Genomic DNA, 25,448 nt, shown 5'->3' on the forward strand with positions numbered 1-25,448 from the left:
TTCGCAGGGTCCCGGCATTCGCCGCCTTTTTTATCGTGCCAGTGGGACGGTGAATTCGCCTCCGGCGGACTCACCCGACAGGGGAGAAGGAAAAATCAGCAGGGGCCGTCCTCGACGACGCGGTAGTCGGCGGCACGGGCCTCGCAGGCGTTGGGAAAGGTGCGCAGCTCGCCATGGCGGCGGGCGCAGACCGGGGCGTATTCGCGCGTGCAGAATGTCGGCTCTTCGCCGCCACCACCGCCACCACCGCCGCCGTCGCGGCAAGGGCCGTCGCGAACGATGCGGTAGCCTTCCCGTTCGGCAAGGCAGGCATTGGCGAAGGTCTGGCGGTCACCGCCGCGCCGCGCGCAGACCGGCTCGTATTGCCTGGTGCAGAATTCCGGTTCCGGCCGTGGCGGGCGCGGACGTGGTCCCGGCCCGTCATCGACGACGACGGTGCAGGCCGCAAGAAGCCCCGACAGGAAGAGAATGGTAAAACCCTGGCGCGAGAAGATCGTCGCAAGAAATCTCATGAATATGCCTCCCTCGAGCCGGCGCAAAACGCGCCTGTCGATCCTCGCCATTCCCTTGCCAAATGCAACCCCCGTTTGCGGCGCGGGAGCCATGCGATGCCCGGCCCGCGCATTGGTTTGGCCCTGGACCAGACCGCTGGACCATGCGTGGCCGGGCCCTGGCTGATGAACTCTTAAGAACCCAGGTTTATCGAAGCGCCTGCGTTGGGATGCGTCGATGGACGCGGCCCGCGGCGCTATCTTGCAACGATCACGTTTCCGTGCGATAAATTTTGTGTTCGGGCATTTGCGACCCGGAGAGCGGAACGTTTTGGACGACCTTTCCCCGATACTGTGAATCTCTGACGGCCCCGTTTTCGGCGGGGGGTTTTACCATGCGCAAATGCAGGACTGCCGAAGCAACCACCGGGACTTGCCCACGATGCCAGGCGGCGGGCAAACCACAAGACTGACACGGGTGAAGGAGTTTCCCCAATGGCCCAGACCGGCACCGTTAAATTCTTCAACGCGACCAAAGGCTTCGGCTTCATCACGCCCGACGGCGGCGCCAAGGATGTGTTCGTCCACATTTCTGCGATCGAGGCCTCGGGCCTGCGTACCCTCGTCGACGGCCAGAAGGTCACCTTCGACGTTGAACCCGACCGCATGGGCAAGGGTCCGAAGGCGGTCAACCTCCGCGCGGCCTGAACCGGCGGTGCCCGCGCGCCCGTCAGGGCGCTCGAAAAAGCACCTCAAGCGTGCTTGAACCGGCGTTGTCAGCCGTCCAGAGTTTCGAAGGCGCGACGTTTCCCGTTGCGCCTTTTTCATGTCCGCCGTCGCCGCAGGCAAAGGACGCTTTTCCGGTCAATGCCGTGGCTGATCGCCGGAGCAATCGTCTGGCGCGAATTGCCTTCGGTGCCACGATCTATTTGAGCAGCCTTCAGCGTTGCCGCCGTCGCCAAAACTTTCTCTTGCCGATAGCGCTAAAATAAAGGACAAATTTCCCTTCGGGCATTTGCCGGCCCGAAACTGGACTTTGTGGGATCAAAGGGAGCTTCCCATGCCGCAGACCGGCACCGTCAAATTCTTCAATCATGCCAAAGGCTTCGGCTTCATTACGCCCGACGACGGGCAGAAGGATGTCTTCGTTCATATTTCGGCCGTGCAGGCTTCGGGTCTTTCCGGTCTGGAGGATGGACAGAAAGTGACATTCGACACCGAGCCGGACAAGCGCGGCAAGGGTCCGAAGGCCGTCAACCTGTCGGTCGGCTAAGCCGGCTCAAGACAGTCCGGACGGAGATTGACGAGGCGGAGCGCCTTGCGTACGCGCTTGGTTTTGCCGCAAGAACTGGATCGTATCAGCCAATTCCGTTCAGCCCCCGTTCAGCCACGGTCTTCTATTAATCGTCCCCTAGGCTGGACCGCATCCCCGAAAACTGTCCGGGCCGGCACGAAGGAGACCAAAATGAATCGCATTTTCAAGACCGCCATCCTGGGCGCCGCTCTCGCCGCGACCACCCTCGCCACCTTGCCTGCCGCCAATGCCAAGGACTGGAGCCGCTGGCATCATGGCCATGGTCGTCATCATAATGGCGACGCGCTTGCGGCCGGTGTCGTCGGCCTTGCGGCCGGCGCTCTGATCGCCGGTGCGCTGAGCAACCCGCAGCCGCGCTACAGCAGCTATGACGACGACTATGACTATCGCGAAGTGCGGCCGGCGCCGGTGCGCCGTTACTATGCCGAACCGCGGGTCGTCTATGCCGACCGCTATGCCGAGCCGTGGACCCGCGACTGGTACGAATACTGCTCGGACCGCTACCGGAGCTTCAATGCCCGCAGCGGCACGTTCACCGGCAATGACGGTGAGCAGCATTTCTGCGTCGCGAATTGAGGCTTCCCTGCCCCAAAAAAAAGCGCTGACCGCAAGGCCAGCGCTTTTTTCGTTGGCAGAAAGACATCGCTAAGTCAGGAAGGGATTGGTCCGCCTTTCCTCGCCAAAGCGGCCACCCGGGCCGTGGCCGCAGATGAAGCCGATCTCGTCACCGAGCGGCAAAAGCTTGTTCTTAATCGAGGCGATCAGCGCCGCATGGTCGCCGCCCGGCAGGTCGGTGCGCCCGACCGAGCCGCGAAACAGCACGTCGCCGACATGAGCGAACTTCGCCGCGCGATTGTAGTATACGACATGGCCGGGCGCATGGCCGGGGCAGTGCAGCACCTCGAACATATGTGAGCCGAACGAAACCGTCTCGTCCTCTGCGAGAAACCGGTCGGGCACGCAGTTGCGCGCCCCGGCAATGCCGTAGCGCTGGCCCTGGTTCTCGAGATTGTCGAGCAATAGCTTGTCGGCTTCGTGCGGGCCGATGATCTCGATGCCGAGTGCCTCCTTCAGCTCCATGGCGCCGCCGGCGTGATCGATGTGGCCATGGGTGATCCAGATCGCAGCGGCGGTGATCGCATTGTCCTTCAGCACCGCCAGCACCTTGTCGATGTCGCCGCCCGGATCGATGACGACGCCATGCTTGTCATCCATGTCGAACAGGATGGTGCAGTTCTGCTGGAAAGGCGTGACCGGCACGATGCCGGCATTGAGCTGACCCATGATTGTCCTTTCGCTGTTCAAGCGTGATGTAGAGGCGCGGGCGAAGGCCGTCCACTGCTGAAAGGCAAACAGTCCGTCCCAAAACAGAAAATGGGCGGCCCAACGGCCGCCCATTTGACGAAGCCTGAGTCTCGAGCAATTCCAGGAAAACTGTAAAGCGGTTTTCCGTCCGGAATTGCGTAAAACAACAAACTAGATCATTCGCCGTGAAACGGTGAATGATCTAGAGGCTTACTTCTTCATCGCGCCCATGACCGCACCGATGATGCCGGTCAGGATGGCGCCGCCGCCGGCGCCGCCGAGCAGGTTTTTGAGGTTCAGCGTATCACCCAATCCGCCCGCTGCCGTGGCAGCCGCTGCCGGGTCGGCCGTGCCGCCGAGCAGGCTGCCGAGGATCGCCGCGCCGCCGACGCCGCCAACGGCGCCACCGATGATTTTGGTCAGCTGGCCCATCGCCGCATTCTTCAGCGCAACGCCGACCGCCTGACCACCGACAACACCTGCAATTACCTGTACAACGAGCGCAATGAGCGTATTCGTATCCATGTACCTAGTCCCTCCATAGCTGCCAGCCTCCCGGGCCGACACCATCATGAGACGCTGAATTGTACGAAAGTCAAATGCACAGATGCTGAAATAAAGAGGCCGGCCTCAAAACCGCCCCTGCTTGCGAAAAAAGCTGTGACTTTCGTTATTCTGCGGCTATCGCATGCTTAGGTTGCACCGCAGCAGAATAGTCGTTCATCAAAGTCTTGGCGATCTCGCCGACCTCGAATCGGTACGGACCGATCTCGGAGACCGGCGTCACTTCCGCTGCCGTTCCGGTGAGGAAGCACTGTTCGAAGCCTGCGAGTTCCTCAGGCATGATGGCGCGCTCGACGACTTCAAGGCCGCGGTCTTTCGCGAGGCCGATGACGGTGCGGCGGGTGATGCCGTCGAGGAAGCAATCGGCCTTCGGCGTGTGGATCTTGCCATCCTTGACGAAGAAGATGTTGGCGCCCGTTGCTTCGGCGACCTGGCCGCGCCAGTCGAGCATCATGGCATCGGCATAGCCCTTGGCCTCGGCGGCATGCTTGGACATGGTGCAGATCATGTAGAGGCCGGCGGCCTTCGACTTCGACGGCGCGGTGCGCGGATCGGGCCGGCGCCATTCCGCCAGATCGAGACGGATGCCCTTGAGCTTCTGCGCCGGGTCGAAATAGCTCGGCCATTGCCAGATGGCGATGGCGCAGTTGATGCGGCTGTTCTGCGCCGACACCCCCATCTGTTCGCTGCCGCGCCAGGCGATCGGCCTGACATAGGCGTCCTGGAAACCCTGCTTCTTCAGAAGCGTGGTCGAGGCGTCATTGAGCTCGGCCACGGAATAGGGAATATTGAAGCCGAGCAGGCGCGCCGATTCATGCAGACGCTCGGTGTGCTCGTTGAGCTTGAAGATGGCGCCGCCATAGGCGCGCTCGCCCTCGAAGACGGCGCTGGCATAGTGCAGGCCGTGGGTCAGCACGTGGATCTTGGCGTCGGCCCATTTGACGAACTCGCCGTTGATCCAGATGAAGCCGTCCAGTTGGTCGAAGGGAACGGATGCCATGGAAACCTCCCGCGGGCGGCGACCCGCACATCATTAGTGTTGTTTTTTGTTGCGCGACAGCCGCGTCGGGCGGCCCTTGAAGCGTAAGCGGAGAATCGAACTCTGGCAAACTCAGGAAGTTCCGGAAAAACCGCACTCCCTTGCCTTTTCGTTCGCATTCACCCGAAAAGCTTGTCAAAAATTACCATTGCGGGGAAATTACGTCAATAGTACTGACATAATTTCCCTCTATGGACGGAGAAATGATGACGGATCGAAGCCCAGCTGCCGGAAAACCGATCAAGACGCCGATCACCGACGAGGACGGCATCGACTTCGCCATCATCGAACTGTTCTTCTTTGCGTATCGCGATTTCACTTCCGATCCGGACCAAATCCTGGCCGATTACGGCTTTGGCCGCGCCCATCACCGTGTGCTGCATTTCGTCAACCGCCGGCCGGGACTGACGGTCGCCGAACTGCTCGACGTGCTCAAGATCACCAAGCAGAGCCTGGCGCGGGTGCTCAAGCAGCTGATCGACACCGACCATGTCGTCCAATTGCAGGGTCCGCGCGACCGCCGCCAGCGGGAGCTCTATCCGACAGCCAAGGGCCGCGCCTTGGCGCTGGCCCTGGCGCGGCCACAGTCACGCCGCATCCGTGCTGCATTGGAAGATTCCGGAGCCAGCGAGCGTCCCTTGATCGAACGATTCCTGGAAGCCATGGTCAATCCGGAACTAAGGGCGCAGATCGACATTGTGCCTGCAAACATGTCAGGGAAAAGCCATGGAGACCATTGAGAGGGTGGACCAGCCGACGGCGCCGGACGATGACGCGCCGCATCTGCTTGTGGTCGACGACGACACCCGCATCCGCAATTTGCTCAAGCAGTATCTGACCGAAAATGGCTTTCGCGTCACTGTCGCCGGAAATGCCGGCGAGGCCAGGCGCAAGCTCGCCGGGCTCGACTTCGACCTCCTTGTCCTCGACGTCATGATGCCCGGAGAGACCGGCGTCGACCTCACCAAGGCGCTGCGGGCGGAGAAGAACGTGCCGATCCTGATGCTCACCGCGCTATCGGAAACCGACAGCCGCATCACCGGGCTCGAGGCCGGCGCCGACGACTATCTGCCCAAGCCCTTCGACCCGCGCGAACTGATCCTGCGCATCAACAACATCCTGCGCCGCGGCGGCCCGGCGACGACGCCCAAGGTCGAGCAGCTGGTCTTCGGCCCCTACACCTTCCAGATCGCCAGGCGCGAGCTGAAGCGGGGCGGCGAGGCGCTGAAGCTGACCGACCGCGAGCAGGAGATCCTGGCGATCTTTGCCGCGCGGGCCGGCGAAACCATCCCGCGCCATGAGCTTGTCGGCGACGATTCGGAAGTCGGCGAGCGCACCATCGACGTTCAGATCAACCGGCTGCGCCGCAAGATCGAGCGCGATCCGTCCAATCCGGTCTGGCTGCAGACGGTGCGCGGTATTGGGTATCGGCTCAGCGTGGAATAGAATGCCGCTGACGGCCGTCCTTTGGCCATAGATATGTGGCCATCGACCAGCGGCCATTGACCCAGCGGAAGGATAAATGGCGACCACGCAACTGGAACGGCCGGAACAAGGCGGCTTTGGCGCGCGCGTATCACGCGCGCTGAAAGCAATGCCGCGTGCCTGGAAGCGGTTCTGGCGGCTGGTTGCGTTCTATATGCCCAAGCGGCTTTATGCCCGCTCGCTGATCATCGTCATCGCGCCGATGATCCTTCTGCAGTCGGTCGTCGCCTTCGACTTCATGGAACGCCACTGGGCAACCGTGACGCAGCGCCTGTCGCAGGCCACCGTGCGCGACATCGCCGCGATCATCGACATGATCGAGACCTATCCGCATGATGGCGACTACGCCAACATCATCCGCATCGCCCAGGACCGCATGCAGTTGAAGGTCGACCTCTTGCCGCCCGACCCGTTGCCGGCGCCTGGACCCAAGCCCTTCTTCTCGATCCTTGACGACGTCCTTTCCACCGAGATCACCCGCCAGATCAACCGCCCGTTCTGGATCGACACGGTCGGCAATTCCAACATCGTCGAGGTCCGCATCCAGCTCGAGGGCAAGGTGCTGCGCGTCTTCGTGCGCCGCAGCCAGGCCTATGCCTCCAACACCCACATCTTCCTGATCTGGATGGTCGGGACGTCGCTGGTGCTGCTGACGATCGCCATCCCCTTCCTTCGCAACCAGATCCGGCCGATCCTGTCTCTGGCCGAGGCCGCCGAAAGCTTCGGCAAGGGCCGGCCGATGCCGCGCGATTTCCGCCCACGCGGCGCCGAGGAGGTCCGCCGGGCCGGCTTTGCCTTCATCCAGATGCGCGAGCGCATCGAACGCCAGCTGGAACAGCGCACCGCCATGCTGACCGGCGTCAGCCACGATCTCAGAACCATCCTCACCCGCTTCAAGCTGCAGCTGGCGCTGGCCGGCGGCAAGCCCGAGACCAAGGCCGCGCTCAACCAGGACATCGACGACATGCAGTCGATGCTGGAAGGCTATATCGCCTTTGCCCGCGGCGAAGCGTCGGAAGATGCCGGCCATTTCGATCTCGAGGCTTATTTCCAAAAGCTCGGCGAGGAGGCGTCGCTGCACAAGCGCAAGCTATCGACCGTGCTTGCCGGTGATCCGGACGTGCATGTGCGCCCGCACGCTTTCGCCCGGCTGTTGTCCAATGTCGCCGGCAATGCCTTGCGCTATGCCAAGACGGTGGAGATCAGCGCCGATCACGGCCGCGGCTCACTCGTCGTTACCATCGACGATGACGGTCCGGGCATCCCGCCGGAAAAGCGCGAAGACGTGTTCAAACCGTTCGTGCGGCTCGACGAGGCGCGCAACCTAGACGCCAGCGGCACCGGCCTTGGTCTCTCTATCGCCCGCGATATTGCCCGCAGCCATGGCGGCGACATCATGCTGGAAGACAGCCCGCTCGGCGGCCTGCGGGCGGTAATCAAGGTGCCCGCCTGACCAAAGCATGATCTGGAAGGCGGGGCTCGGCCAAAAACCACCTTCATCCGCCCGTCATGAAACCATGGTCAAGAGCGCGCATGAAGCGCGCGACCTCAGTTGATTCGGCTCAGCCGCCTTACTTCGACCTCGTGCCTGCCCGGGTGCGGTGGAGCGAAGCGAGGGCAGCCGGGCCGTACCGCTATCGCATCAAGGCAACCGTTGATCCGAGCAAAGGACCGCCATGCGCATCCTGATGGTCACCGACGCCTGGCGGCCGCAAGTCAACGGCGTCGTCCACACGCTGGAGCGGCTCACCGAAACGCTGAAAACCTTCGACGTTGCGGTCGACTTCCTGACCCCGAACATCTTTCGCACCTTGCCGTTGCCGACCTACCCCGACATCAGGCTGGCGCTGACCACGCCCGGTCATGTCGCGCGGCTGATCGAGGCTCGCAAGGCCGACCATATCCATATCGTCACCGAAGGCCCGCTCGGCATCATGGCGCGGCGCTATTGCCGCAATGCCGGCCGTCCCTTTACCACCAGCTATCACACCCGCTTTCCCGAATATCTGAGCGCCCGCCTGCCAGTGCCGGAGAGCTGGGCCTATCGCTGGCTGCGTGATTTCCACAATTCCGGACAAGGCACGCTGGTCGCCACCCAGTCGCTGGCGGAGGACCTTGCGTCGCGAGGCTTCACCAAGCTCAGGCCGTGGACGCGGGGCGTCGACACCGATCACTTCCGCCCGGACAAGAAGAAGGACCTCGGCTTTCCCGGCCCGGTATTCCTGTGCGTCGGCCGCGTCGCCATCGAGAAGAACCTGAGCGCCTTCCTCGATCTCGACCTGCCCGGCAGCAAGGTGATCGTTGGCGAAGGACCGGAACTGGCCAGGCTCAGGGCGAAATACCCGCAGGCGCATTTTCTCGGCCATCGCCCGAACGATGAGCTGGCCGAGATCTACGCCTCGGCTGATGTTTTCGTTTTCCCCAGCCGCACCGACACGTTCGGCAACGTCATCATCGAGGCGCTGGCCAGCGGGACGCCGGTGGCCGCCTATCCGGTCACCGGACCGATCGACATTGTCGGCGACGGCATCGGCGGCGCGGTGTCGACCGATCTGCGCAAGGCCTCGCTCGCCGCGCTCAATGTCGACCGCGCCGAGGCGCGCGAACGCGCCATGCGCTACAGCTGGAAAGCCTGCGCCGAGATGTTCATGGACACGGTCGAAGAGGCGCTCGGCACCACGCGCAAGCTGGCCGCCTGACGCAATCTTCCTAAAATAGTCGCCCGCCGTCCGGCACCTTGCGCTCGATGGCGCCAAGCACCACGGCGCCTTCTTCATCAGGGAAGCCGAGCGTGAGCACTTCCGACATGAACGGACCGATCTGGCGCGGCGGGAAATTCACCACCGCAAACACCTGCCGTCCCACCAGCGTTTCCGGCGCATAGTATTTCGTGATCTGTGCCGAGGATTTCTTCACGCCGATCTCAGGGCCGAAATCGATCTTCAGCTTGAAGGCGGGTTTGCGCGCCTCGGGGAAAGGCTCGGCCTCGACGATCGTGCCGGCACGGATGTCAACACGATCAAAATCGGCAAAGCTGATCTCGGGCTTGCGCGCGCTGCTCGAACTCATGGAAGCTCAAGCGTTGCCATAGGTCTCGAACAGGACGCCGGCCAGCGCATCCTTGGCCGAGGTTCCCGACCAGACAACGAACTGGAAGGCCTGGAAATAGCACTCGCAGGCTTCAAGCGCCGACGACAAAAGCACCTCGACCTGCTGGCTCGACGGTTCGACCCCGCCGGCGAGCAGCAGCGACTGGCGAAACATGATCGCGCCCTCCTGCTCCCAGAGATCGAAATGGCCAAACAGCATCTGCTCGTTGATCAGCGACAAAAGCCGCATCACTTCCAGCGCGCGGGCTTCCGGCACCTTGATGTCGAAAGCACAGGCCAGATGCAGCGCCTCGAAATCCTCCATCCATGAGAAGGAGACGTGATAGTCGGTCCAGCTGCCGGCAACCGAGATCGAGATTTCGTCATCGCCGGCCCTTTCGAAGGACCAGTCATTGTTATGGGCGACCTGCTCGATGACATCCACCGGATGGATTTCGCGGGAGAATTCGAGTTCGAGAAGTTCCATGGAATGCTTCCTGTGTTCAGGGGAGCGCCACACGCTCCGCGGGGCACACACGACGAACAATCTTGTCTTGAACTCGGACGGCCAGGACTTCACGACACAAAGACCCCGGACCGGACCCCACCGCCCGGCCGCATGACCCTGCTCCGAATCATGCAACAAATTCAGTCTATTGATCGGGAGTCGCGTGAACAGCCTAATTTTTCGCACTGCGTCATCAGCATGTGGAAAGGCGCTGTCACAAAGATTCATGCATTGCCGGTAAACGATTCACGGCAAAGCATTTTTTCGGATTGTGCTTTGTGGAAAAGTTCAAATTTTATTTTTTTGCTTTGGGCTTTGCCGCAGCCACAGGTGCGGCCTGTCCGGTCAATTCGGCAAGCCTGGCCTCGAGCGCATCGATGCGGGCGGCCAGCCTGGTGTTTTCTTCGCGGGCCTTGGCAGCCATGTCGCGGGCAGCCTCGAACTCCTCGCGCTGCACCACATCCATGGTGTTGAGGATGCGCTCGGCCTGCCCCTTGAAGGCAGTCTCCACCTCGCGGCGCACGCCTTGTGCGGCACCCGCGGCATCGGTCATCAGCTTGGCGAATTCATCGAGAATGCGGTTCGGTCCGGTCGACATGGCAAATCCTCGCTTGCTGGAATTGACGTAGTGGCACTGCCTGCGGAATGCAAGAACGTTGAAGCTGGTGCGGCTTCATGTCGGACGCGATTTGGCTCACGGTCCGGCCGACAGATTGCTATTATCGCAAATGGATTCTTGGAACGACGGTTGCCGTGACGGACAGTGCGGACTTGGAGAAGCGCTTTGCAGCACTCGATGCAGCACTCGCAAAGGGCATTTCGGATGCCAGTGCGGGCCGGGTCTAGCCTGGCGACGAGGTGCTGGACAGGCTTGAAGCCAAATACAGGGCAATGGCAGAGAGAACCAAGTGAAGTTACTGGTCTTCACAGACCAGCGGCCTAGTTTTCCTCACGACTTGCTCCAGGCAAGAGTCACTCTCATTCAGGATCAACCAATGGCAACGCCCCCGCGCCGACCGACCAATCCGATGGAAGCCGCTGAAGCGGCCTTCAAGCCGGTCAAGAAACCCGCGCCTCCCATTCGCGAACCCTCCGCCGCACCAAACGTTCGCGAGCTTGTCTCGATCAGGATCGATCGCGCCGTGCTCGACCATTTCCAGGAAGATGGCCCCGGCTGGCAAGACAGGATCAACGATGCGCTCAGGCAATTGATCGCCGGCAAGCCGCAGGGTTGAGCCCATTATCTCTGACGATCAGGCTGTCGTCACCTTGCCTTGACCCCGCCAAAACCCTGCCGCATGGTCCGCGCCCTAACGCGAGCCCTCCCAGGAGATCCTGTTGAACGACTATTTCCCGCTGCCGATGGCGTCGCTGTCCTTCCCCAACATCGACCCGATCCTGGTTCAGATCGGCCCGCTGGCTGTGCACTGGTACGGCATCGGCTATATCGTCGGCATCCTGTTCGCCTGGTGGTACGCCAAGCGGCTCGTCACCAACACAAGGCTGTGGCCTGATGGCGTCTTGCCGATGAAGCCGATCGACCTCGAGGATTTCATCGTCTGGGCCGCCGTCGGCGTCGTGCTCGGCGGACGCACCGGCTATGTGCTGTTCTACGATTTAAAGCGCTATATCGACCACCCGCTCGACATCTTCGCCGTCTGGCAGGGCGGCATGTCGTTCCATGGCGGCCTGCTTGGGGTCATCCTCGCCATCACGCTGTTTTCCCTCAAGCGCGGCATCCGCACCTGGACACTGTTCGACGTGGTGGCAGCCGGCGTGCCGGTCGGGCTCGGCCTCGTCCGCATCGCGAACTTCGTCAATGCCGAACTCTGGGGTCGCGTGACCGACGTGTCGTGGGGCGTCGTCTTCTGCAACGAGCGTCTCCAGCAGACCGTGGCGGGTTGTGTCGCGGGCCTGGAGCCTCGCCATCCGAGCCAGCTCTACGAAGCGCTGCTCGAGGGCGCGGTGCTGTTCCTGGTCCTGCGCTTCCTCACCCATTCGCGGCTGAAGCTGAAGACGCCGCGCTTTGTCGGCGGCGCCTTCATTTGCGGCTACGGCCTGTCACGCATCTTCGTCGAGTTCTTCCGCGAGCCCGACCAGCAGCTCGGCTACCTCCTCGGCGGCTGGCTCACCATGGGCATGGTGCTGTCGCTGCCGATGGTGCTGGCCGGCATCTGGGCGATGGCCACAGCCAAACCGGCGCCGCAACCACAGCCGGCATGACACGGCTGAAGACCCGCATCGTCGACCTGATCGGCGCGCTCGGCCCCCTCCCCGTCAACGAGTACATGGCGCTCTGCCTGTTCGATCCCAGCGACGGCTACTACACCACGCGCGAGCCGTTCGGCGCCGCCGGCGACTTCGTCACCGCACCCGAGATCAGCCAGATGTTCGGCGAACTCGTCGCCGTCTGGCTCTATCAGGCCTGGCTGGCGATCGGCCGACCCCTGCCGGTCACCATCGCGGAGATCGGGCCTGGCCGCGGCACGCTGATGAAGGACATGCTTCGCACCCTGACGCGGCTCGATCCGGCTATCGCCGCCGGAGCATCCTTCGCTCTGGTCGAGACCAGTCCGCGGCTGACTGAAATCCAAAAGCAGACGCTTGCCGAAACTTCGGTTGAGCTCGGCTGGCACGAAACCATCGCCACACTACCGCAGGCGCCGTTGCTGATTGTCGGCAACGAATTGTTCGACGCTGTGCCGATCCGCCAGTTCATCCGCGCCGGCGCCGGCTGGCGCGAACGGGTGATCGGCCTCGATGTCTCAGACGAGTTGAGCTTCTTCGCCGGCGCCGGCTCGGTCGAGGCGACGCTGCTGCCGGAAGACGCCGCCGAGGCGCCACAAGGCTCTATTTTCGAAATAGCACCGGCCCGCGCGGCACTGATGGCGACCATTGCCGAACGCATAGCCGACCACGGCGGCGCCGGGCTGTTCCCCGATTACGGCCATCTCCAGCCCGGTTTCGGCGACACATTGCAGGCCGTGCGCAGGCACGCCCCCGAAGATGTGCTGGCCAATCCCGGCGAAGCCGATCTCACCGCCCATGTCGACTTCGCGGCACTGGCCGCCGTCGTGCGGGCGCATGGCCTCGATGTGGAATTGGCGACGCAGGGCGACTTTCTGCTTGGCACGGGATTGCTTGAGCGAGCTGGCCAGTTGGGCAGCCAGGCAAGCCAAGAGGCACGACAAACCATTGCCGATGCCGTCGAGCGCCTGGCCGGCCCCGACGGCATGGGCACGCTGTTCAAAATCCTGAAAATCCTGCCGCATCAGCCAGTCTGACCCTCAGAGATCGTTACAAGCCGTCTCGCCATGTCGCTTGTGGTCGCATGCCTGCTTTTGGCCAATGCAAAGTCGACGCGGCAGCACTGTCGCAATCACTCGGCCGAACTTCGCCTTGACGAAAACGCCGGCGCGGACAACAAACCCATCCATGCTGAATCAGACCAAACCGGATCCTGTTCGCTCGCCGCTGCTGGAAGCGGCCAAGCCGCGAGGTATCCGCCATGGCTATTTCACCCGTATCGGCGGCGTCTCCGGCGGCATCTATCAGGGACTTAACATCGGCACCGGCTCGGATGACGATCAGATGCTGGTCGCCGAGAACCGCCGCCGCGTCGCTGCCTGGATGGGTGTGCCGGCCAGCCATCTCCTGACCGCGCATCAGGTCCACTCGCCCGATGTCGTTATTGCCAGGGAACCCTTTCCCGGCCCGCGGCCCAAGGCCGACGCCATCGTCACCGACCGGCCGGGCATCGCCATCGGCGCCTCGACGGCCGATTGCGGCCCCGTGCTGTTCGCCGATGCGCAAGCGCGCATCATTGGCGCTGCACACGCCGGCTGGAAGGGCGCTTTCACCGGTGTGCTTGAAAACACCATTGCCGCGATGGAAAGCCTCGGCGCCCGCCGTGAGCGCATCATTGCGGTTCTCGGTCCTTCGATCGGCCCCGACAATTACGAGGTCGGGCCGGAATTCGTCGCCCGTTTCGTCGAAGCCGATGCCGAAAACATCGGCTATTTCGCGCCTTCGGCCAATCCGGCGCATGCAATGTTCGATCTCAACCTCTATACGGTCGACCGGCTGAAGAAGGCTGGCGTGACCGCGCAGGGGCTTGGCCGCTGCACCTATGCCGAGGAGGATCTCTTCTTTTCCTACCGGCGCGCGACGCATCGCAAGGAACCGGACTACGGTCGGCAGGTTTCGGCAATTGTTTTGGAGAACGGATAATGGCGCTGCATTTCGAACGGTCGGAATTTGACGCCCGGCGTGACCGGTTGATGATCGAGATGACGGAAAAGAGGCTCGATGCTGTACTGCTTTTCGCCCAGGAGAGCATGTACTGGCTAACCGGCTACGACACGTTCGGCTTCTGTTTCTTCCAGTGCCTGGTTGTGAAGGCTGACGGCTCGATGGTGCTGCTCACCCGCTCGGCCGATTTGCGCCAGGCGCGCCACACATCGATCATCGACAACATCGTGCTGTGGACCGACCGCGACGGCGCCAACCCGGCGGTCGACCTGCGCAACCTGCTCAACGACCTCAATCTCCTCGGCGCCCGCATCGGCGTCGAATACGACACCCATGGCCTGACCGCCTTCAATGGCCGCCGCGTCGACGAGCAGCTGCAGACCTTCGGCCAGATCGCCGACGCCTCCGGTATTGTCGGCCGTCTGCGCCTGTTCAAGAGCCCGGCTGAAATCGCCAAGGCCGAAAAGGCCGCCAACCTTTCCGACGACGCGCTCGACGCGGCCCTGCCGCTGATCAAGCAGGGCGGCGACGAAGCGCTGATCCTTGCCGCCATGCAGGGCGCGGTGTTTGCCGGCGGCGGCGACTATCCGGCCAATGAATTCATCATCGGCTCGGGCATCGACGCGCTGCTCTGCCGCTACAAGGCCGGGCGCCGCAAGCTGACCAAGAACGATCAGCTGACGCTCGAATGGGCCGGCGTGTTCCATCACTATCACGCGCCGATGATGCGCACCGTGCTGACCGGCAAGGCGTCGAAGCGCCATCAGGAGCTGTTCGACGCCGCCCGCGCGGCTCTTCTGGCGGTCGAGAAGGCGATGACGCCCGGCAACACCTTCGGCGACGTCTTCGACGCGCATGCCCGCACGCTGGAGGCGCACAGCCTGACCAAGCATCGGTTGAACGCCTGCGGCTATTCCGTCGGCGCCCGCTTCACCCCGTCCTGGATGGATATGCCGATGTTCTACCAGGGCAATCCCGAGCCGATCGCGCCCAACATGACATTGTTCGCGCACATGATCATCATGGACTCCGAAACCGAGACGGCGATGACGCTTGGCCGCACCTACCTGACCACCGAATCCCAGCCGAAGCCGCTTTCACGCCATGATCTCGACTTGATCGTACAGTGAATCCATAATGGTTGGTCCACGCGGGGGGTTCGCGACTAAGGAGTTTTCGGGCAGATGAGACGATCGCATGTGACGACCGTGTCATTGCTCGCAGCGCTTGTGCTGGCCGCTTGCACCAATGCCAAGGACGTCCTTGAGCCGTCCGCCATCACGCCGCCGGCAGCCTCGGCCCAACCGGCTCAGCCCTTGGCTGCCCCGGGCATCGCGCCCGCCGCCACACCAGCGCCGGCCGTCGGCGCCACGACACCCGCCAACCCCGCGCAGAGCGCCGCCGCTTTGTCGAAGACCCGGCTGCAGATCGCGCCGATCGTCGGCGCCTCCGTGGAAGCGGCAACGCCGCTGACGGCCGAACTGCAGACACGCGCCAAGCAGCGCGGCATCACCCTTGCCGGCAGCGCCGACCAGGCCGCCACCCATGTGCTGAAGGGCTACTTCTCGACGATGACGGAAGGCAAGGATACCACCGTTATCTATGTCTGGGACGTCTATGACCCCGCTGGCAACCGGCTACACCGCATCAATGGCCAGCAGAAGGCGCCCTCGGTCAACGCCGCCGAAGGCTGGCCCGCGGTTGCACCCGCTACCATGCAGGCGATCGCCGACCAGACGATCGACCAGTTCGCGGCCTGGCTCGGCGGCAGCGCCGGCTGATCCGCCTGTTACCGGCTTCCGTTCACTATTGACGTTTTTGAGATTAGCCGGCGGATTCCCGTCAACGAGGCTTGCAATACCGGCACGGCTCGCTACAAGCCCGATTAAGAGGACCTCCCCATCCTTCGCCAGGAACGGTGCATGAAGCTTTTCGCGGGCAATTCCAACCGGGTGCTGGCCGAAGCGGTCGCCCGCTATCTCAATGTCCCGCTGGGCAAGGCCAGCGTCAGACGCTTCGCCGATCAGGAAATCTTCGTCGAAATCCAGGAAAACGTGCGCGGCGAGGATGTCTTCATCCTGCAGTCGACCTCGTTCCCGACCAACGATCATCTGATGGAACTGCTCATCATGATCGATGCCTTCATGCGCTCCTCGGCCAAGCGCATCACCGCGGTCATCCCCTATTTCGGTTACGCCAGGCAGGATCGCCGGGCCTCGGGCCGCACACCGATCTCGGCGAAGCTGGTCGCCAACATGATCACCCGCGCCGGCGTGGACCGCGTCTTGACGCTCGACCTCCATGCCGGCCAGATCCAGGGTTTTTTCGACATTCCGACCGACAATCTGTTCTCGGTGCCGGTGATGGCCCGTGACGTGAAGGCAAAATACAAACAGCTTGCCAATGTCGTCGTCGTCTCGCCCGACATCGGCGGCGTGGTGCGCGCCCGCGCGCTCGCCAAACGCTTCGACGCACAACTGGCCATCGTCGACAAGCGCCGCGAACGTCCCGGTGAATCCGAAGTGATGAACATCATCGGCGCGGTCGCCGGCAAGGATTGCCTGCTGATCGACGACATCGTCGATTCCGGCGGCACGCTGTGCAATGCCGCCGATGCGCTGCTCGCCAACGGCGCTACCAGCGTCACCGCCTATATCACCCACGGCGTGCTGTCGGGCGGTGCGGTCGCCAGGATCAGCGGCTCGAAGCTGCAGGAACTGGTGATCACCGATTCCATCCAGCCGACGCAAGGCGTGCTCGACGCCCCGAATATCCGCGTCATCTCCATCGCCGACCTGATGGGCGAGGCGATTTCGCGCACAGCGACCGAAGAGTCCGTGTCGAGCCTGTTCGATTAATCCATGTTGCCCAAAAGCGTGCCCCCGGGCCTGGCTCGGGGGTAATCTCGTTTTTGGAATCTGCCCCAAACCGTCGTGAAAGGAGCGCAGCTGATGCGCAATCGAATCAAGGCTGCAGGCATCGCAGGAATGCTTCTCGCAATCGGCATCGCCAGCGCGGCCTATGCGCCGACAATCGCTCCGGTTTCGACCGCGCAGGCGCAGACGGAATATCTTCCCACCGAAAAGGATTTCATCGGCAAATGGAGCATCGCAGGGTCGGCAATCCGGCCACCACGTGATCTGAAAGAGCCGGCGAAGCCCGACCAGGAAGCGGCTGCGACCGAATTTCAGCAGACTGTGACCGCCTTTTATGGCGCCTTCGACTATCTGGAGATCACGGCGGACGGCCGCTACAATTTTCACCAACCGGGTGACCCGGCATCGGGGCCTTGCGTCTGGTGCGGGACATGGTCGTTCAAGAACGATTCCGTGTGGCTCGAACTGGACACGGCACCCAGGCTCGACATCTACACCGAGGGCGGCGACATGCAGATGACCTACACGGCCGAGCCTGAAGAGACGTCACGATACAAATGGCTTGTTTTCAGCTGGACCAAGGCTGATTGAACTGAGGGGTGAGGCGTTCTCGCGCACGCCAACCGAAGCATCGGTGTCAAGCCCGATCTCCTGAGGCGGGCAGTCAGTCCATGGTTGCATTGTGCGAGGAGTTCACCATGGCCATACTGCCCTCCAATCAACGGAGGAGTAGCAGATGCGGCGTAGGACTTTGCTCGGGCTCGCGGTTTCCATCGCAGCCACCCTTTCAGTACCGGCGGCCTGGGCCGCCGATTTTCCGGACCGGACCATCACCATGGTTGTCCCCTTTTCCGCCGGTGGCTCGACGGATCTGGTCGCGCGCCTAGTCGCCAACAAGATGTCCGAAAAGCTGGGCCAGCAGATTGTCGTCGAAAATGTCGGCGGCGCCGGGGGCAGCATCGGCGCTGCCCAGGTCGCCCGAGCCGAACCGGACGGCTACACGATCCTGATGGGCACGGTCGCAACCCACGCGCTCAACCCGCTGATCCTGAAGACAAAGCCCTACGACGCGGAGAAGGATTTTGCGCCGATATCGTTGCTCGTGCTGGTGCCAAACGTCCTGGTCGTAAACCCTGAATTCCCCGCCAAGGACGTCAAGGAACTGATCGAGATGCTGAAGAAGGACCCGGACAAATATGCCTACGCCTCATCAGGCAATGGCACCCCGCTGCATCTCTCCGGCGAGCTTTTCAAGACGATGGCCGGCGTCAGTATGCAGCACATTCCCTACAAGGGCGCCGGACCGGCCTTGAACGACGTTATCGGCAATCAGGTGCCGATGATGTTCGACAACCTCCCCTCTTCATCGGGCCATATCAAGAGCGGGACGCTGAGAGCGCTTGGCGTCACCACCAAGGAGCGCGTTCCCTCCTTCCCCGACATACCGGCCATTGCCGAAACCATTCCCGGCTATGAAACCTACAGCTGGAACGCTCTGTTCGCGCCCGCAGGCACGCCGCCGGAGGTCGTCGCCGTTCTTCAGAAGGCGGCAGTTGAAGCCCTGAAAGACCCTGATGTGATCGCCCGCATGGCCCAGTTCAGCGCCTCGATCGTGGCCTCCACCCCGGAAGAGCTTGGAGTGCATGTGAAGGCCGAACTCGCCAAATGGGAACCGATCGTCAAGGCCAGCGGCGTTCAGCTGGACTAGGGCCTACGGCAAAGTACTGCGGGCTTTTCCTGGCGCTACGGCGCCGGGGCCTCAAGTCGAGGCTGAGCCCGCCGAATGCCTTCGTCGCGGGCGCCGCGCATATAGCCGCGCGGCGAGGCGCCGAGCATGCGCTTGAACATGGTTATGAATGCCGGCACGCTGTCATAACCGAGGTCGAGCGCCACCCTGGTGATCGGCTCGCCATCGGCGAGCCTGGGCAGGGCCGCAAACAGGCAGGCCTGCTGGCGCCAAGTCGACAAGGACAGTCCGGTCTGGCGCTGGAAGGCGCGGGTGAACGAACGGCGGCTCATGCCTGCGGCATCCGCCCACTCGTCGATCGTGGCGTGCGGCGAAGGTGCCGCGACAAAGCGTCGGCAGAGCGCCGCCAGCTTCGGGTCGGACGGGAACGGCAGCCCGAGCGGCCGTTCCGGCAAGGTCGGGATCTCGTGCAGCAACAGGTTCATGATCAGCCCGCCGCGGCCTTCCAGTTCGCCGCCTTGCGGCAGCTTTTCCGATTCGACGATCAGGCTGTGCATCAGCTCGGTGATGCCGACGACGCGCAAACCTTCCGGCAGGCCGGGGATAGCGCCCGGCATGACATAGACCGAGCGCATCGAGACATCGCCCAGCATTTCGACAGAATGCTCGGTGCCGGCCGGTATCCACATTGCGTGGTCGGGCGGCACCATCCAGCGCCCGTACCTGGTCGTCACCAGCACGACACCGACCAGCGCATGCAGCAGCTGGCTGCGGCTGTGGCGGTGTTGCGGCACGAGGTAACCGTCGGGATATTCGGTCGGCAAAGCCACCGCCGGCCCGGAAACCTCCTCCAGCCACTGCCAGCGGCTTTCGTGCAATCGGCCGAGATCGGCATTGCCGGCGCGGAAGATGTCCCTGCCATGTGGCATCGGCTATGGCCCACTTGCGAAACTATTGGACCAAACCACGAAAGAAGTCGCCTCGCAAGCGGCTTATAAGGCAGCCATCCCCAAGGCGCTCCGCACGGGCGTCGCCCAAGCGCTTCAGACGAGCGTCCTTAAGGCGGTCCGCGGGAGCGGCCGCCAAGCCTGCCCGCGGGCAAACACCCGCCAAAAAGACCTCGGAGCCTGCCTTGACCGATACGACAGCCACCAGCATTGCACCGCAGCCAAGCGCCAGCCTCCCTTCAGCCCAGGCGACCGCCTTCACCGTCATTCTGGCGGTGAGCTTTTGCCACGGCATCAACGACATCATGCAATCGCTGCTGCCGGCGATCTATCCGCTGCTGAAAGAGAATTACGGTCTCGATTTCTGGCAGATCGGTCTTCTGACCTTCACCTTCCAGGTCACGGCGTCGCTGCTGCAGCCGGTCATCGGCATGATCACCGACAAGCGGCCAATGCCCTATTCGCTGCCCTACGGCATGGCGTCCTCGCTGATTGGCCTGATCGTTCTGGCCTATGCCGGCCACTATGCGCTGCTTCTGGTCGGCGCCTCGCTGATCGGCATCGGCTCGGCGATCTTCCATCCGGAATCCTCGCGCATTGCCCGCTTTGCCTCCGGCGGCCGCTTTGGCCTGGCGCAATCTTTGTTCCAGGTCGGCGGCAATTTCGGCCAGTCGATGGGGCCGCTGCTCGCTGCCTTCATCGTTGTGCCCTTCGGCCAGACCAGCATTTCATGGTTCGCTGTCGGGTCTCTGATCGGCATCATCGTTTTGTCGCGGGTCGGCGGCTGGTACAGCCGGATGCGCGCCGCGCAGGGCAATCGCAAGGCGGCAAGCTTCGTCTCCCCCTTCCCGCGCAAGAAAGTGATGGGTGCGCTCATCGTCCTGACGTTGCTGGTGCTGACCAAGAATGCCTACATCGCCTCGCTCTCCAGCTACTACACCTTCTATTCCATCCATAAGTTCGGCGTGTCGGTGCAGATGAGCCAGGTCATGCTGTTCCTGTTCCTCGGCGCCTCGGCGCTGGGCATCCTGCTCGGCGGACCGTTCGGCGACCGCTACGGCCAGAAGGCGATGATCTGGTTCTCGATCGTCGGCGTGCTGCCGTTCACGCTGGCGCTGCCCTACGCCAATTTCGAATGGACGATGGTGCTGACGGTGCTGATCGGCCTGATCCTGTCCTCGGCCTTCTCCAACATCGTCGTGTTTGCGCAGGAGTTGGTGCCGGGACGTGTCGGCACCATCGCCGGGATCTTCTTCGGCTTCGCCTTCGGCATGGGCGGCATTGCAGCCGCCGTGCTCGGCGTCGTCGCCGACATGAAGGGCATCGATTTCGTCTTCCAGATCTGCTCGTATCTGCCGCTGCTCGGCCTGCTGACGGTGTTCCTGCCCAACATGAAGGAAGCCAGGAAGGCGCAAGCGGCGGCCAGATAAAACCGGTCGATTTTGCGGATTTGACGCAGGGCGCGGCATTGCTGCGCCCTCTGTGATTCTTTCACCATGCGCTGGTTGAAAAGCCTGCTAGAGATAGTCATCAACGAAGGCTTGGGGCCTTCGACGTCTCTGGGGGATGACATGCGCAAGATCGTATTGGCCGTATTGGGTGTGCTTCTTGTTACCTTGCCGGCGACGGCACGCATCGTTCCCTTTCCGCCGGGTTTCAAGACGCAGTCCGTCGAAACCAACGGCACCAAACTCTATGTGCGCGTTGGCGGCAAGGGTCCCGCCGTCGTGCTGCTGCACGGCTTTGCCGATACCGGAGACATGTGGGGCGCCGCGGCCATCGCCCTCGCAAAGGACCACACCGTCATCGTGCCGGACCTGCGCGGCATGGGTCTGTCGGCCCACCCGGAAGCGGGCTACGCCAAGAAGAACCAGGCCGTCGACATCGCCGGCGTGTTGGATGCCCTGAAGATCGACAAGGCAGATCTCGTCACCCACGACATCGGCAACATGGTCGGCTATGCGCTCGCCGCTCAGTATCCCAAGCGCATCACCAAATGGGTTATCATCGACGCGCCGCTGCCCGGCATAGGCGACTGGGAAAAGATCAAGCAAAGCCCGCTGCTTTGGCACTTCAACTTCCGCGGCCCTGATATGGAGCGGCTGGTCGCGGGGCGCGAGCGCATCTATCTCGACCGCTTCTACAACGAGTTGTCGGCTGACCCCAAGAAGATCGACGAGGCGACGCGCAGGCACTACGCCAAACTCTATGCCCGCCCGCATGCGATGCATGACGCCTTCGAGCAGTTCAAGGCGTTTGACCAGGACGCGATCGACAACCAGGCGATGCTTGCCGCCGGCGGCAAACTGACCATGCCGGTACTGGCTGTCGGCGGTGAAAAATCCGCCGGCACTACGCAGGCCGATCTCCTGCGGCTTGTTGCGACCGATGTCACGGGCGGCATCGTGCCCGCTTCCGGACACTGGATCATGGAGGAAAACCCCGACGACACCGTCAAACTGATCACTGGTTTTCTCGATAAATAGGCACTGTCCCGCTGACATTTCGACGAAAGCAAATGCACCCGCCCGGCGGCGGGTGCCTTGCCTATCCAACTGGACGATGTCTATTCAACTGAACGATTCTACGCCTTGAAGAACGCCAGCAGGTCGGCGTTGATCACATCGGCGTGGGTGGTCGCCATGCCGTGCGGGAAGCCCTTGTAGACCTTGAGCTCGCCCTTTTTGAGCAGCTTGACAGCCAGCAGCGCGGAGTCGGCGATCGGAACGATCTGGTCGTCGTCGCCATGCATCACCAGCACCGGCACCTCGATGGCCTTCAGATCGTCGGTGAAGTCGGTTTCCGAGAACGCCTTGATGCAATCGTAATGCGCCTTGGTGCCGCCCATCATGCCCTGGCGCCACCAATTCTCGACGACAGCCTGCGACACCTGGGCGCCGGGGCGGTTGAAGCCGTAGAACGGGCCGGCCGCAACATCGTGGAAAAACTGGGCGCGGTTGGCTGCCTGGGCGGAGCGGAAACCATCGAACACCTCGATCGGCAGGCCACCCGGATTGGCCGCCGTCTTCAGCATGATCGGCGGCACCGCGCCGAGCAATGCGGCCTTGGCGACACGGCCACCGGAGCCGTACTTCGCGACATAACGGGCCACTTCGCCGCCACCGGTGGAATGGCCGACATGGATGGCGTCTCTGAGGTCGAGATGCGCCGCAAGTTCCGCGACATCGGCGGCATACGTATCCATCTCGTTGCCGGTATCGGTCTGGGTCGAGCGGCCATGGCCGCGCCGGTCATGGGCAATGACGCGGTAGCCCTTGGAAAGGAAGAACAGCATCTGGGCGTCCCAGTCGTCGCTGCTCAGCGGCCAGCCGTGATGGAAGACGATGGGTTGTCCCGTTCCCCAATCCTTGTAGAAAATTTCGGTGCCGTCCTTGGTGGTGATCGTGCTGCTGCCGGGCTTGGTCATCTCGCTCTCCATTGATTGCTTCCGCGATAATCAATATCGCGATAACCATAAGATTAGCGCAGGTCCAAATCCTTGTCTACAGAAAAATATATCGCGATATCATTTTTCGTGGTACATATTGATGTGCTCAGTCGGCAAAGGAATGCCTCGTGCCTCTCCCGTTGGACAACCAGCTCTGCTTCACGCTTTACGCCACCAGCATGGCAATCAATCGCACCTACAAGCCCATGCTGGACGAGATGGGCATCACCTATCCGCAATATCTCGTGCTGAACGCACTTGCCGAAGCCGGCGGGATGTCGGTCGGCTCGATTGCGCACAGGCTCGCTTTGGAATCGAGCACCATCACGCCGCTGGTGAAGCGCATGGAACAGGCCGGTCTCGTCACCCGCCAGCGCAGCCAGACGGACGAGCGCCAAGTGCAGGTCGACCTTACGCCTGCCGGCGGCGCGCTGCTCGTCCAGTGCAACTGCCTCAACGAAACCCTGATCGAACGCTCGGGCATGACGATGGCTGATCTCGATGCCTTGAATCGGCGGATTCAGGCGCTGCGCGAAGCGTTGAGCAGCAAGCCGGACTAGCTGCCCTACAAACACGCCAGGCTTAATCCTTGCCGGCCAGCCAGCGCACGACGTTGCCCATCAGCTTGCCGTAGAGCGGCCATCCCAAAAAGTCCTGCGACAGCCAGTGCGGGCCGATGTCGGTCGCCCACGCGACGGTGCGGCCACGGCCATGCTCACGAACCGCAAGCAGCGGCCAGTCCGTGCCACGATAATGGCAGGTCGCCAGAAGCTGGGACGAGCCGTCGCGCCTGAAATCGAGTTTGTTCATGCCGAGGATCGGCGGCAACGGACCCGCGACACCGGCAAGGATCGGATGCGACGCCTGAAGGATCGACGGCTGCAGGCCTTGCGGCACTTCCAGCCCGTCCGAGAATGGCAGGCAGCGCACGGGCAGCACGTCCTCGACCGGGGTGTCGTGGAAACGCGCCGTGCCGAACATGCCTTGGAACCCCATATAGCCGCCGGCCAGCATCAGCCCGCCGCCGCCTTCGACATAGGCCTTGAGGACGTCGAGGCGGTTGACGCCGATGCGCCCGGCGCGGGCCTCCGGCGTGACCAGCAAGGTCAGCGCGCCGACATCGGAGATCACCACCGCCTGGTATTCGGCCAGCGCGTCGAGGTCATACGGAAATTCGGCCGCACAGCGATCGCCACCGATCTGCGTCACCGCTATGCCCTCTGCGGCAAGGGCGGCATTGAAGGCCGTCGCGCCATTCACCCATGTCGCACTTGTCAGAACGTCGCCGCCGGCAGCGACCGACGTCGTCGCCGCGAAGGTCTCGCCTGCCAGCAAAAGTTTCATCGTCGCCCTCACGCTTTTCGACTGAGGATTGAAAGGCGAGCGCCGGCTCGAGCCGGCGCCCGCAAAGCCTTGGGAGGCTTAGAACTTAAACTCGGCCAGATTTTCCGGCGTCACGATCTTGGCCGGGCCGAGGATCAGTTCACCGCTGGCGCCGATCGTGTACTCGCCGAGCCTGCCTGCCGTGAACTTCTCACCTTCCTTGCCGGTGATCTTGCACTGCGCCAGCGCCTGGGCCGCCTGATAGGTCAGGTAGCCGAGATCGGTGACATTCCACCAGATATCCTGGGCAGCGCCATCCTTGATGTATTTCGAAATCAAAGTGGCCGGCGCAAGGCCGGTCAGCTTGACCTTGCCGATCATACCGGCTTCCTCGAGTGCGCGCGCGGCCGCCGGAAGGCCTATGCCTGCCGGCACGATGATCACCTTGAGATCCGGAAACGCCTGCACCAGCGCCAAGGCCTGCTGCTGGTTGACCTGCTCGCTCTCCTCGCCATAGGCGACCTGCACCAGTTTCATCTTGGCGTATTTCGGCTCTGCCGCCATCTTCGCCTTCATGAAGTCGATCCAGGCGTTCTGGTTGGTCGCCGTCGGCGTCGACGACAGGATGGCGAACTCGCCTTCGCCGCCGCTGAGGTTGAATGCGCTTTCCAGCATCATTTCGGCCAGACTGTCGCCCTTCACCTGGTTCACGAACACCGCGCGCGCATCGGCCGCGACGTCGGAATCGTACGAGATCACCCGGACGCCTTGCTGAACGGCGCGCTTCAGCGCAGGCGCAACGGCATTGGCGTCGTTGCCGGCGATAGCGATGACGCCGACCTTCTGCGACACAAGGCTGTTGATGAATTCGATCTGTGCCTCGGCCGTCGCCTGCGACGGGGCGACCTGGGTGGCGGTGCCGCCAATTTCCTTCGCCGCCTCTTCGGCGCCGCCGAAAGCCACCTTGAAGTAGGGATCGGTGTCGAGCTTGGGCAGGAAGCCGACGGTCACCGGTTCCTTGGCGCATTCCTGGCTGTAGGCCAGCGAGGCCGGCGCAAGCAGAACCGCGGATGCGAGCAGGGCTATTCTAAACGCTTTCATTGTGTCTCCTCCGTCAGAA

Annotated in this window: 30 protein-coding genes; 19 read left to right on the forward strand and 11 right to left on the reverse strand. The window is 62.6% G+C overall.

Features of this window, described 5'->3' with window-relative positions; translation table 11 throughout:
• Nucleotides 1–95: 95 nt before the first annotated feature.
• Complete coding sequence (locus NKJ64_RS02925; protein ID WP_023711155.1) at nt 96–512, reverse strand: Kazal-type serine protease inhibitor domain-containing protein; 417 nt, start codon at nt 510–512, stop codon at nt 96–98.
• Between the two features lie 474 nt (nt 513–986).
• Here NKJ64_RS02925 and NKJ64_RS02930 point away from each other — a divergent pair, with 474 nt between their 5' ends.
• From NKJ64_RS02930 to NKJ64_RS02940, 3 genes are all read left to right on the forward strand, one after another.
• Nucleotides 987–1,199, forward strand: a complete 213-nt coding sequence (locus NKJ64_RS02930) for a cold-shock protein (RefSeq protein ID WP_006202520.1) — start codon at nt 987–989, stop codon at nt 1,197–1,199.
• Between the two features lie 352 nt (nt 1,200–1,551).
• On the forward strand, nt 1,552–1,764 hold the full coding sequence (locus NKJ64_RS02935; protein ID WP_023672019.1) for a cold-shock protein: 213 nt from the start codon (nt 1,552–1,554) through the stop codon (nt 1,762–1,764).
• A gap of 192 nt (nt 1,765–1,956) precedes the next feature.
• Entirely contained in the window at nt 1,957–2,382 is a 426-nt protein-coding gene (locus NKJ64_RS02940) for a BA14K family protein (RefSeq protein ID WP_352461944.1), read from the forward strand.
• 69 nt (nt 2,383–2,451) lie between these two features.
• Here the strand turns inward: NKJ64_RS02940 and NKJ64_RS02945 are convergent, their stop codons facing one another.
• The 3 genes from NKJ64_RS02945 to NKJ64_RS02955 all read right to left on the reverse strand — a co-directional run bounded on the left by NKJ64_RS02945 (nt 2,452) and on the right by NKJ64_RS02955 (nt 4,675).
• Nucleotides 2,452–3,090 carry an MBL fold metallo-hydrolase gene (locus NKJ64_RS02945; RefSeq protein WP_352461946.1) on the reverse strand — a complete coding sequence of 213 codons (639 nt, stop codon included), beginning with the start codon at nt 3,088–3,090 and terminating at the stop codon, nt 2,452–2,454.
• 231 nt (nt 3,091–3,321) lie between these two features.
• Nucleotides 3,322–3,636, reverse strand: coding sequence for a hypothetical protein (locus NKJ64_RS02950; RefSeq protein WP_023686110.1), 315 nt, complete (start codon nt 3,634–3,636; stop codon nt 3,322–3,324).
• Nucleotides 3,637–3,781: 145 nt separating this feature from the next.
• The gene (locus tag NKJ64_RS02955) at nt 3,782–4,675 is read right to left on the reverse strand and encodes a branched-chain amino acid aminotransferase (protein ID WP_352461948.1); all 894 of its coding nucleotides are present in this window, start codon (nt 4,673–4,675) and stop codon (nt 3,782–3,784) included.
• Nucleotides 4,676–4,920: 245 nt separating this feature from the next.
• Between NKJ64_RS02955 and NKJ64_RS02960 the strand changes: the two genes are divergently transcribed.
• From NKJ64_RS02960 to NKJ64_RS02975, 4 genes are all read left to right on the forward strand, one after another.
• Entirely contained in the window at nt 4,921–5,454 is a 534-nt protein-coding gene (locus tag NKJ64_RS02960) for a MarR family winged helix-turn-helix transcriptional regulator (RefSeq protein WP_023734975.1), read from the forward strand.
• Nucleotides 5,441–6,160: a response regulator gene (locus NKJ64_RS02965; RefSeq protein ID WP_023672025.1), complete on the forward strand. Its 720-nt coding sequence runs from the start codon at nt 5,441–5,443 to the stop codon at nt 6,158–6,160. Before NKJ64_RS02960 ends, NKJ64_RS02965 begins: the two co-directional genes overlap by 14 nt.
• 76 nt (nt 6,161–6,236) lie before the next feature.
• A complete protein-coding gene (locus NKJ64_RS02970) occupies nt 6,237–7,652 on the forward strand; it encodes an ATP-binding protein (RefSeq protein WP_023672026.1) in 1,416 nt (471 codons plus the stop codon).
• Between the two features lie 223 nt (nt 7,653–7,875).
• Nucleotides 7,876–8,898, forward strand: coding sequence for a glycosyltransferase family 4 protein (locus tag NKJ64_RS02975; protein WP_023701587.1), 1,023 nt, complete (start codon nt 7,876–7,878; stop codon nt 8,896–8,898).
• Between the two features lie 10 nt (nt 8,899–8,908).
• On the opposite strand, the gene NKJ64_RS02980 is transcribed toward NKJ64_RS02975, so the two are convergent.
• The 3 genes from NKJ64_RS02980 to NKJ64_RS02990 form a co-directional block, all read right to left on the reverse strand.
• Complete coding sequence (locus tag NKJ64_RS02980; protein WP_023672028.1) at nt 8,909–9,268, reverse strand: tRNA-binding protein; 360 nt, start codon at nt 9,266–9,268, stop codon at nt 8,909–8,911.
• A gap of 6 nt (nt 9,269–9,274) precedes the next feature.
• Nucleotides 9,275–9,775: a type III secretion system chaperone family protein gene (locus tag NKJ64_RS02985; RefSeq protein WP_006202532.1), complete on the reverse strand. Its 501-nt coding sequence runs from the start codon at nt 9,773–9,775 to the stop codon at nt 9,275–9,277.
• A 316-nt stretch (nt 9,776–10,091) separates the two neighbouring features.
• A complete protein-coding gene (locus tag NKJ64_RS02990) occupies nt 10,092–10,394 on the reverse strand; it encodes an accessory factor UbiK family protein (RefSeq protein ID WP_023672029.1) in 303 nt (100 codons plus the stop codon).
• A 397-nt stretch (nt 10,395–10,791) separates the two neighbouring features.
• Between NKJ64_RS02990 and NKJ64_RS02995 the strand changes: the two genes are divergently transcribed.
• From NKJ64_RS02995 to NKJ64_RS03035, 9 genes are all read left to right on the forward strand, one after another.
• A complete protein-coding gene (locus NKJ64_RS02995) occupies nt 10,792–11,031 on the forward strand; it encodes a BrnA antitoxin family protein (protein WP_023828113.1) in 240 nt (79 codons plus the stop codon).
• Between the two features lie 103 nt (nt 11,032–11,134).
• Entirely contained in the window at nt 11,135–12,019 is an 885-nt protein-coding gene (lgt, locus tag NKJ64_RS03000) for a prolipoprotein diacylglyceryl transferase (RefSeq protein WP_352461949.1), read from the forward strand.
• The gene (locus NKJ64_RS03005; protein WP_023683719.1) at nt 12,016–13,080 is read left to right on the forward strand and encodes a class I SAM-dependent methyltransferase; all 1,065 of its coding nucleotides are present in this window, start codon (nt 12,016–12,018) and stop codon (nt 13,078–13,080) included. The genes lgt and NKJ64_RS03005 overlap by 4 nt, the downstream gene beginning before the upstream one ends.
• Before the next feature lie 151 nt (nt 13,081–13,231).
• On the forward strand, nt 13,232–14,026 hold the full coding sequence (pgeF, locus tag NKJ64_RS03010; protein WP_023695793.1) for a peptidoglycan editing factor PgeF: 795 nt from the start codon (nt 13,232–13,234) through the stop codon (nt 14,024–14,026).
• On the forward strand, nt 14,026–15,177 hold the full coding sequence (locus tag NKJ64_RS03015) for a M24 family metallopeptidase (protein WP_286488110.1): 1,152 nt from the start codon (nt 14,026–14,028) through the stop codon (nt 15,175–15,177). The genes pgeF and NKJ64_RS03015 overlap by 1 nt, the downstream gene beginning before the upstream one ends.
• Before the next feature lie 54 nt (nt 15,178–15,231).
• Nucleotides 15,232–15,828, forward strand: a complete 597-nt coding sequence (locus NKJ64_RS03020; protein WP_023686118.1) for a hypothetical protein — start codon at nt 15,232–15,234, stop codon at nt 15,826–15,828.
• A gap of 141 nt (nt 15,829–15,969) precedes the next feature.
• A complete protein-coding gene (locus NKJ64_RS03025) occupies nt 15,970–16,905 on the forward strand; it encodes a ribose-phosphate pyrophosphokinase (RefSeq protein WP_023686119.1) in 936 nt (311 codons plus the stop codon).
• Nucleotides 16,906–16,998: 93 nt separating this feature from the next.
• Nucleotides 16,999–17,514, forward strand: a complete 516-nt coding sequence (locus tag NKJ64_RS03030) for a hypothetical protein (protein ID WP_023670049.1) — start codon at nt 16,999–17,001, stop codon at nt 17,512–17,514.
• A 145-nt stretch (nt 17,515–17,659) separates the two neighbouring features.
• Nucleotides 17,660–18,631, forward strand: coding sequence for a Bug family tripartite tricarboxylate transporter substrate binding protein (locus NKJ64_RS03035; protein ID WP_023670048.1), 972 nt, complete (start codon nt 17,660–17,662; stop codon nt 18,629–18,631).
• Between the two features lie 35 nt (nt 18,632–18,666).
• Here NKJ64_RS03035 and NKJ64_RS03040 read toward each other — a convergent pair whose 3' ends face one another.
• Nucleotides 18,667–19,539 (reverse strand): AraC family transcriptional regulator, encoded by an 873-nt coding sequence (locus tag NKJ64_RS03040; RefSeq protein WP_023670047.1) that lies wholly within the window; start codon nt 19,537–19,539, stop codon nt 18,667–18,669.
• A gap of 203 nt (nt 19,540–19,742) precedes the next feature.
• Between NKJ64_RS03040 and NKJ64_RS03045 the strand changes: the two genes are divergently transcribed.
• Both NKJ64_RS03045 and NKJ64_RS03050 read left to right on the forward strand, forming a co-directional pair.
• Nucleotides 19,743–20,987, forward strand: a complete 1,245-nt coding sequence (locus tag NKJ64_RS03045) for an MFS transporter (RefSeq protein ID WP_023733351.1) — start codon at nt 19,743–19,745, stop codon at nt 20,985–20,987.
• Nucleotides 20,988–21,128: 141 nt separating this feature from the next.
• The gene (locus tag NKJ64_RS03050; RefSeq protein WP_023817450.1) at nt 21,129–22,043 is read left to right on the forward strand and encodes an alpha/beta fold hydrolase; all 915 of its coding nucleotides are present in this window, start codon (nt 21,129–21,131) and stop codon (nt 22,041–22,043) included.
• A gap of 98 nt (nt 22,044–22,141) precedes the next feature.
• Here the strand turns inward: NKJ64_RS03050 and NKJ64_RS03055 are convergent, their stop codons facing one another.
• Entirely contained in the window at nt 22,142–22,984 is an 843-nt protein-coding gene (locus tag NKJ64_RS03055) for an alpha/beta fold hydrolase (RefSeq protein ID WP_155923731.1), read from the reverse strand.
• Nucleotides 22,985–23,133: 149 nt separating this feature from the next.
• On the opposite strand from NKJ64_RS03055, the gene NKJ64_RS03060 reads away from it, so the two are divergent.
• Complete coding sequence (locus NKJ64_RS03060; protein ID WP_352461951.1) at nt 23,134–23,565, forward strand: MarR family winged helix-turn-helix transcriptional regulator; 432 nt, start codon at nt 23,134–23,136, stop codon at nt 23,563–23,565.
• Nucleotides 23,566–23,587: 22 nt separating this feature from the next.
• Here the strand turns inward: NKJ64_RS03060 and NKJ64_RS03065 are convergent, their stop codons facing one another.
• Nucleotides 23,588–24,349, reverse strand: coding sequence for a glutamine amidotransferase (locus tag NKJ64_RS03065; protein WP_023695801.1), 762 nt, complete (start codon nt 24,347–24,349; stop codon nt 23,588–23,590).
• A gap of 78 nt (nt 24,350–24,427) precedes the next feature.
• Nucleotides 24,428–25,429 (reverse strand): rhamnose ABC transporter substrate-binding protein, encoded by a 1,002-nt coding sequence (locus NKJ64_RS03070; protein WP_023701576.1) that lies wholly within the window; start codon nt 25,427–25,429, stop codon nt 24,428–24,430.
• Between the last annotated feature and the right edge of the window lie 19 nt (nt 25,430–25,448).

It is taken from the genome of Mesorhizobium sp. M0062, assembly GCF_040323125.1.
Lineage (GTDB): Bacteria > Pseudomonadota > Alphaproteobacteria > Rhizobiales > Rhizobiaceae > Mesorhizobium.

Excerpts from the sequence above, each read along its gene's own strand:
- NKJ64_RS02980 (WP_023672028.1), bottom strand. The coding sequence starts at position 9,268 with ATGAGTTCGAGCAGCGCGCGCAAGCCCGAGATCAGCTTTGCCGATTTT.
- NKJ64_RS03055 (WP_155923731.1), bottom strand. The coding sequence starts at position 22,984 with ATGACCAAGCCCGGCAGCAGCACGATCACCACCAAGGACGGCACCGAA.
- NKJ64_RS03020 (WP_023686118.1), top strand. The coding sequence starts at position 15,232 with ATGAGACGATCGCATGTGACGACCGTGTCATTGCTCGCAGCGCTTGTG.
- NKJ64_RS02975 (WP_023701587.1), top strand. The coding sequence starts at position 7,876 with ATGCGCATCCTGATGGTCACCGACGCCTGGCGGCCGCAAGTCAACGGC.
- NKJ64_RS03025 (WP_023686119.1), top strand. The coding sequence starts at position 15,970 with ATGAAGCTTTTCGCGGGCAATTCCAACCGGGTGCTGGCCGAAGCGGTC.
- NKJ64_RS02950 (WP_023686110.1), bottom strand. The coding sequence starts at position 3,636 with ATGGATACGAATACGCTCATTGCGCTCGTTGTACAGGTAATTGCAGGT.
- NKJ64_RS02970 (WP_023672026.1), top strand. The coding sequence starts at position 6,237 with ATGGCGACCACGCAACTGGAACGGCCGGAACAAGGCGGCTTTGGCGCG.
- NKJ64_RS03035 (WP_023670048.1), top strand. The coding sequence starts at position 17,660 with ATGCGGCGTAGGACTTTGCTCGGGCTCGCGGTTTCCATCGCAGCCACC.
- NKJ64_RS03030 (WP_023670049.1), top strand. The coding sequence starts at position 16,999 with ATGCGCAATCGAATCAAGGCTGCAGGCATCGCAGGAATGCTTCTCGCA.
- NKJ64_RS03065 (WP_023695801.1), bottom strand. The coding sequence starts at position 24,349 with ATGAAACTTTTGCTGGCAGGCGAGACCTTCGCGGCGACGACGTCGGTC.
- NKJ64_RS02930 (WP_006202520.1), top strand. The coding sequence starts at position 987 with ATGGCCCAGACCGGCACCGTTAAATTCTTCAACGCGACCAAAGGCTTC.
- NKJ64_RS02990 (WP_023672029.1), bottom strand. The coding sequence starts at position 10,394 with ATGTCGACCGGACCGAACCGCATTCTCGATGAATTCGCCAAGCTGATG.
- NKJ64_RS02995 (WP_023828113.1), top strand. The coding sequence starts at position 10,792 with ATGGCAACGCCCCCGCGCCGACCGACCAATCCGATGGAAGCCGCTGAA.
- NKJ64_RS02945 (WP_352461946.1), bottom strand. The coding sequence starts at position 3,090 with ATGGGTCAGCTCAATGCCGGCATCGTGCCGGTCACGCCTTTCCAGCAG.
- NKJ64_RS03050 (WP_023817450.1), top strand. The coding sequence starts at position 21,129 with ATGCGCAAGATCGTATTGGCCGTATTGGGTGTGCTTCTTGTTACCTTG.
- NKJ64_RS03015 (WP_286488110.1), top strand. The coding sequence starts at position 14,026 with ATGGCGCTGCATTTCGAACGGTCGGAATTTGACGCCCGGCGTGACCGG.
- NKJ64_RS03040 (WP_023670047.1), bottom strand. The coding sequence starts at position 19,539 with ATGCCACATGGCAGGGACATCTTCCGCGCCGGCAATGCCGATCTCGGC.
- NKJ64_RS03005 (WP_023683719.1), top strand. The coding sequence starts at position 12,016 with ATGACACGGCTGAAGACCCGCATCGTCGACCTGATCGGCGCGCTCGGC.
- NKJ64_RS02985 (WP_006202532.1), bottom strand. The coding sequence starts at position 9,775 with ATGGAACTTCTCGAACTCGAATTCTCCCGCGAAATCCATCCGGTGGAT.
- NKJ64_RS02925 (WP_023711155.1), bottom strand. The coding sequence starts at position 512 with ATGAGATTTCTTGCGACGATCTTCTCGCGCCAGGGTTTTACCATTCTC.
- NKJ64_RS02940 (WP_352461944.1), top strand. The coding sequence starts at position 1,957 with ATGAATCGCATTTTCAAGACCGCCATCCTGGGCGCCGCTCTCGCCGCG.
- NKJ64_RS02935 (WP_023672019.1), top strand. The coding sequence starts at position 1,552 with ATGCCGCAGACCGGCACCGTCAAATTCTTCAATCATGCCAAAGGCTTC.
- pgeF (WP_023695793.1), top strand. The coding sequence starts at position 13,232 with ATGCTGAATCAGACCAAACCGGATCCTGTTCGCTCGCCGCTGCTGGAA.
- NKJ64_RS02960 (WP_023734975.1), top strand. The coding sequence starts at position 4,921 with ATGACGGATCGAAGCCCAGCTGCCGGAAAACCGATCAAGACGCCGATC.
- NKJ64_RS02965 (WP_023672025.1), top strand. The coding sequence starts at position 5,441 with ATGGAGACCATTGAGAGGGTGGACCAGCCGACGGCGCCGGACGATGAC.
- NKJ64_RS02955 (WP_352461948.1), bottom strand. The coding sequence starts at position 4,675 with ATGGCATCCGTTCCCTTCGACCAACTGGACGGCTTCATCTGGATCAAC.
- NKJ64_RS03070 (WP_023701576.1), bottom strand. The coding sequence starts at position 25,429 with ATGAAAGCGTTTAGAATAGCCCTGCTCGCATCCGCGGTTCTGCTTGCG.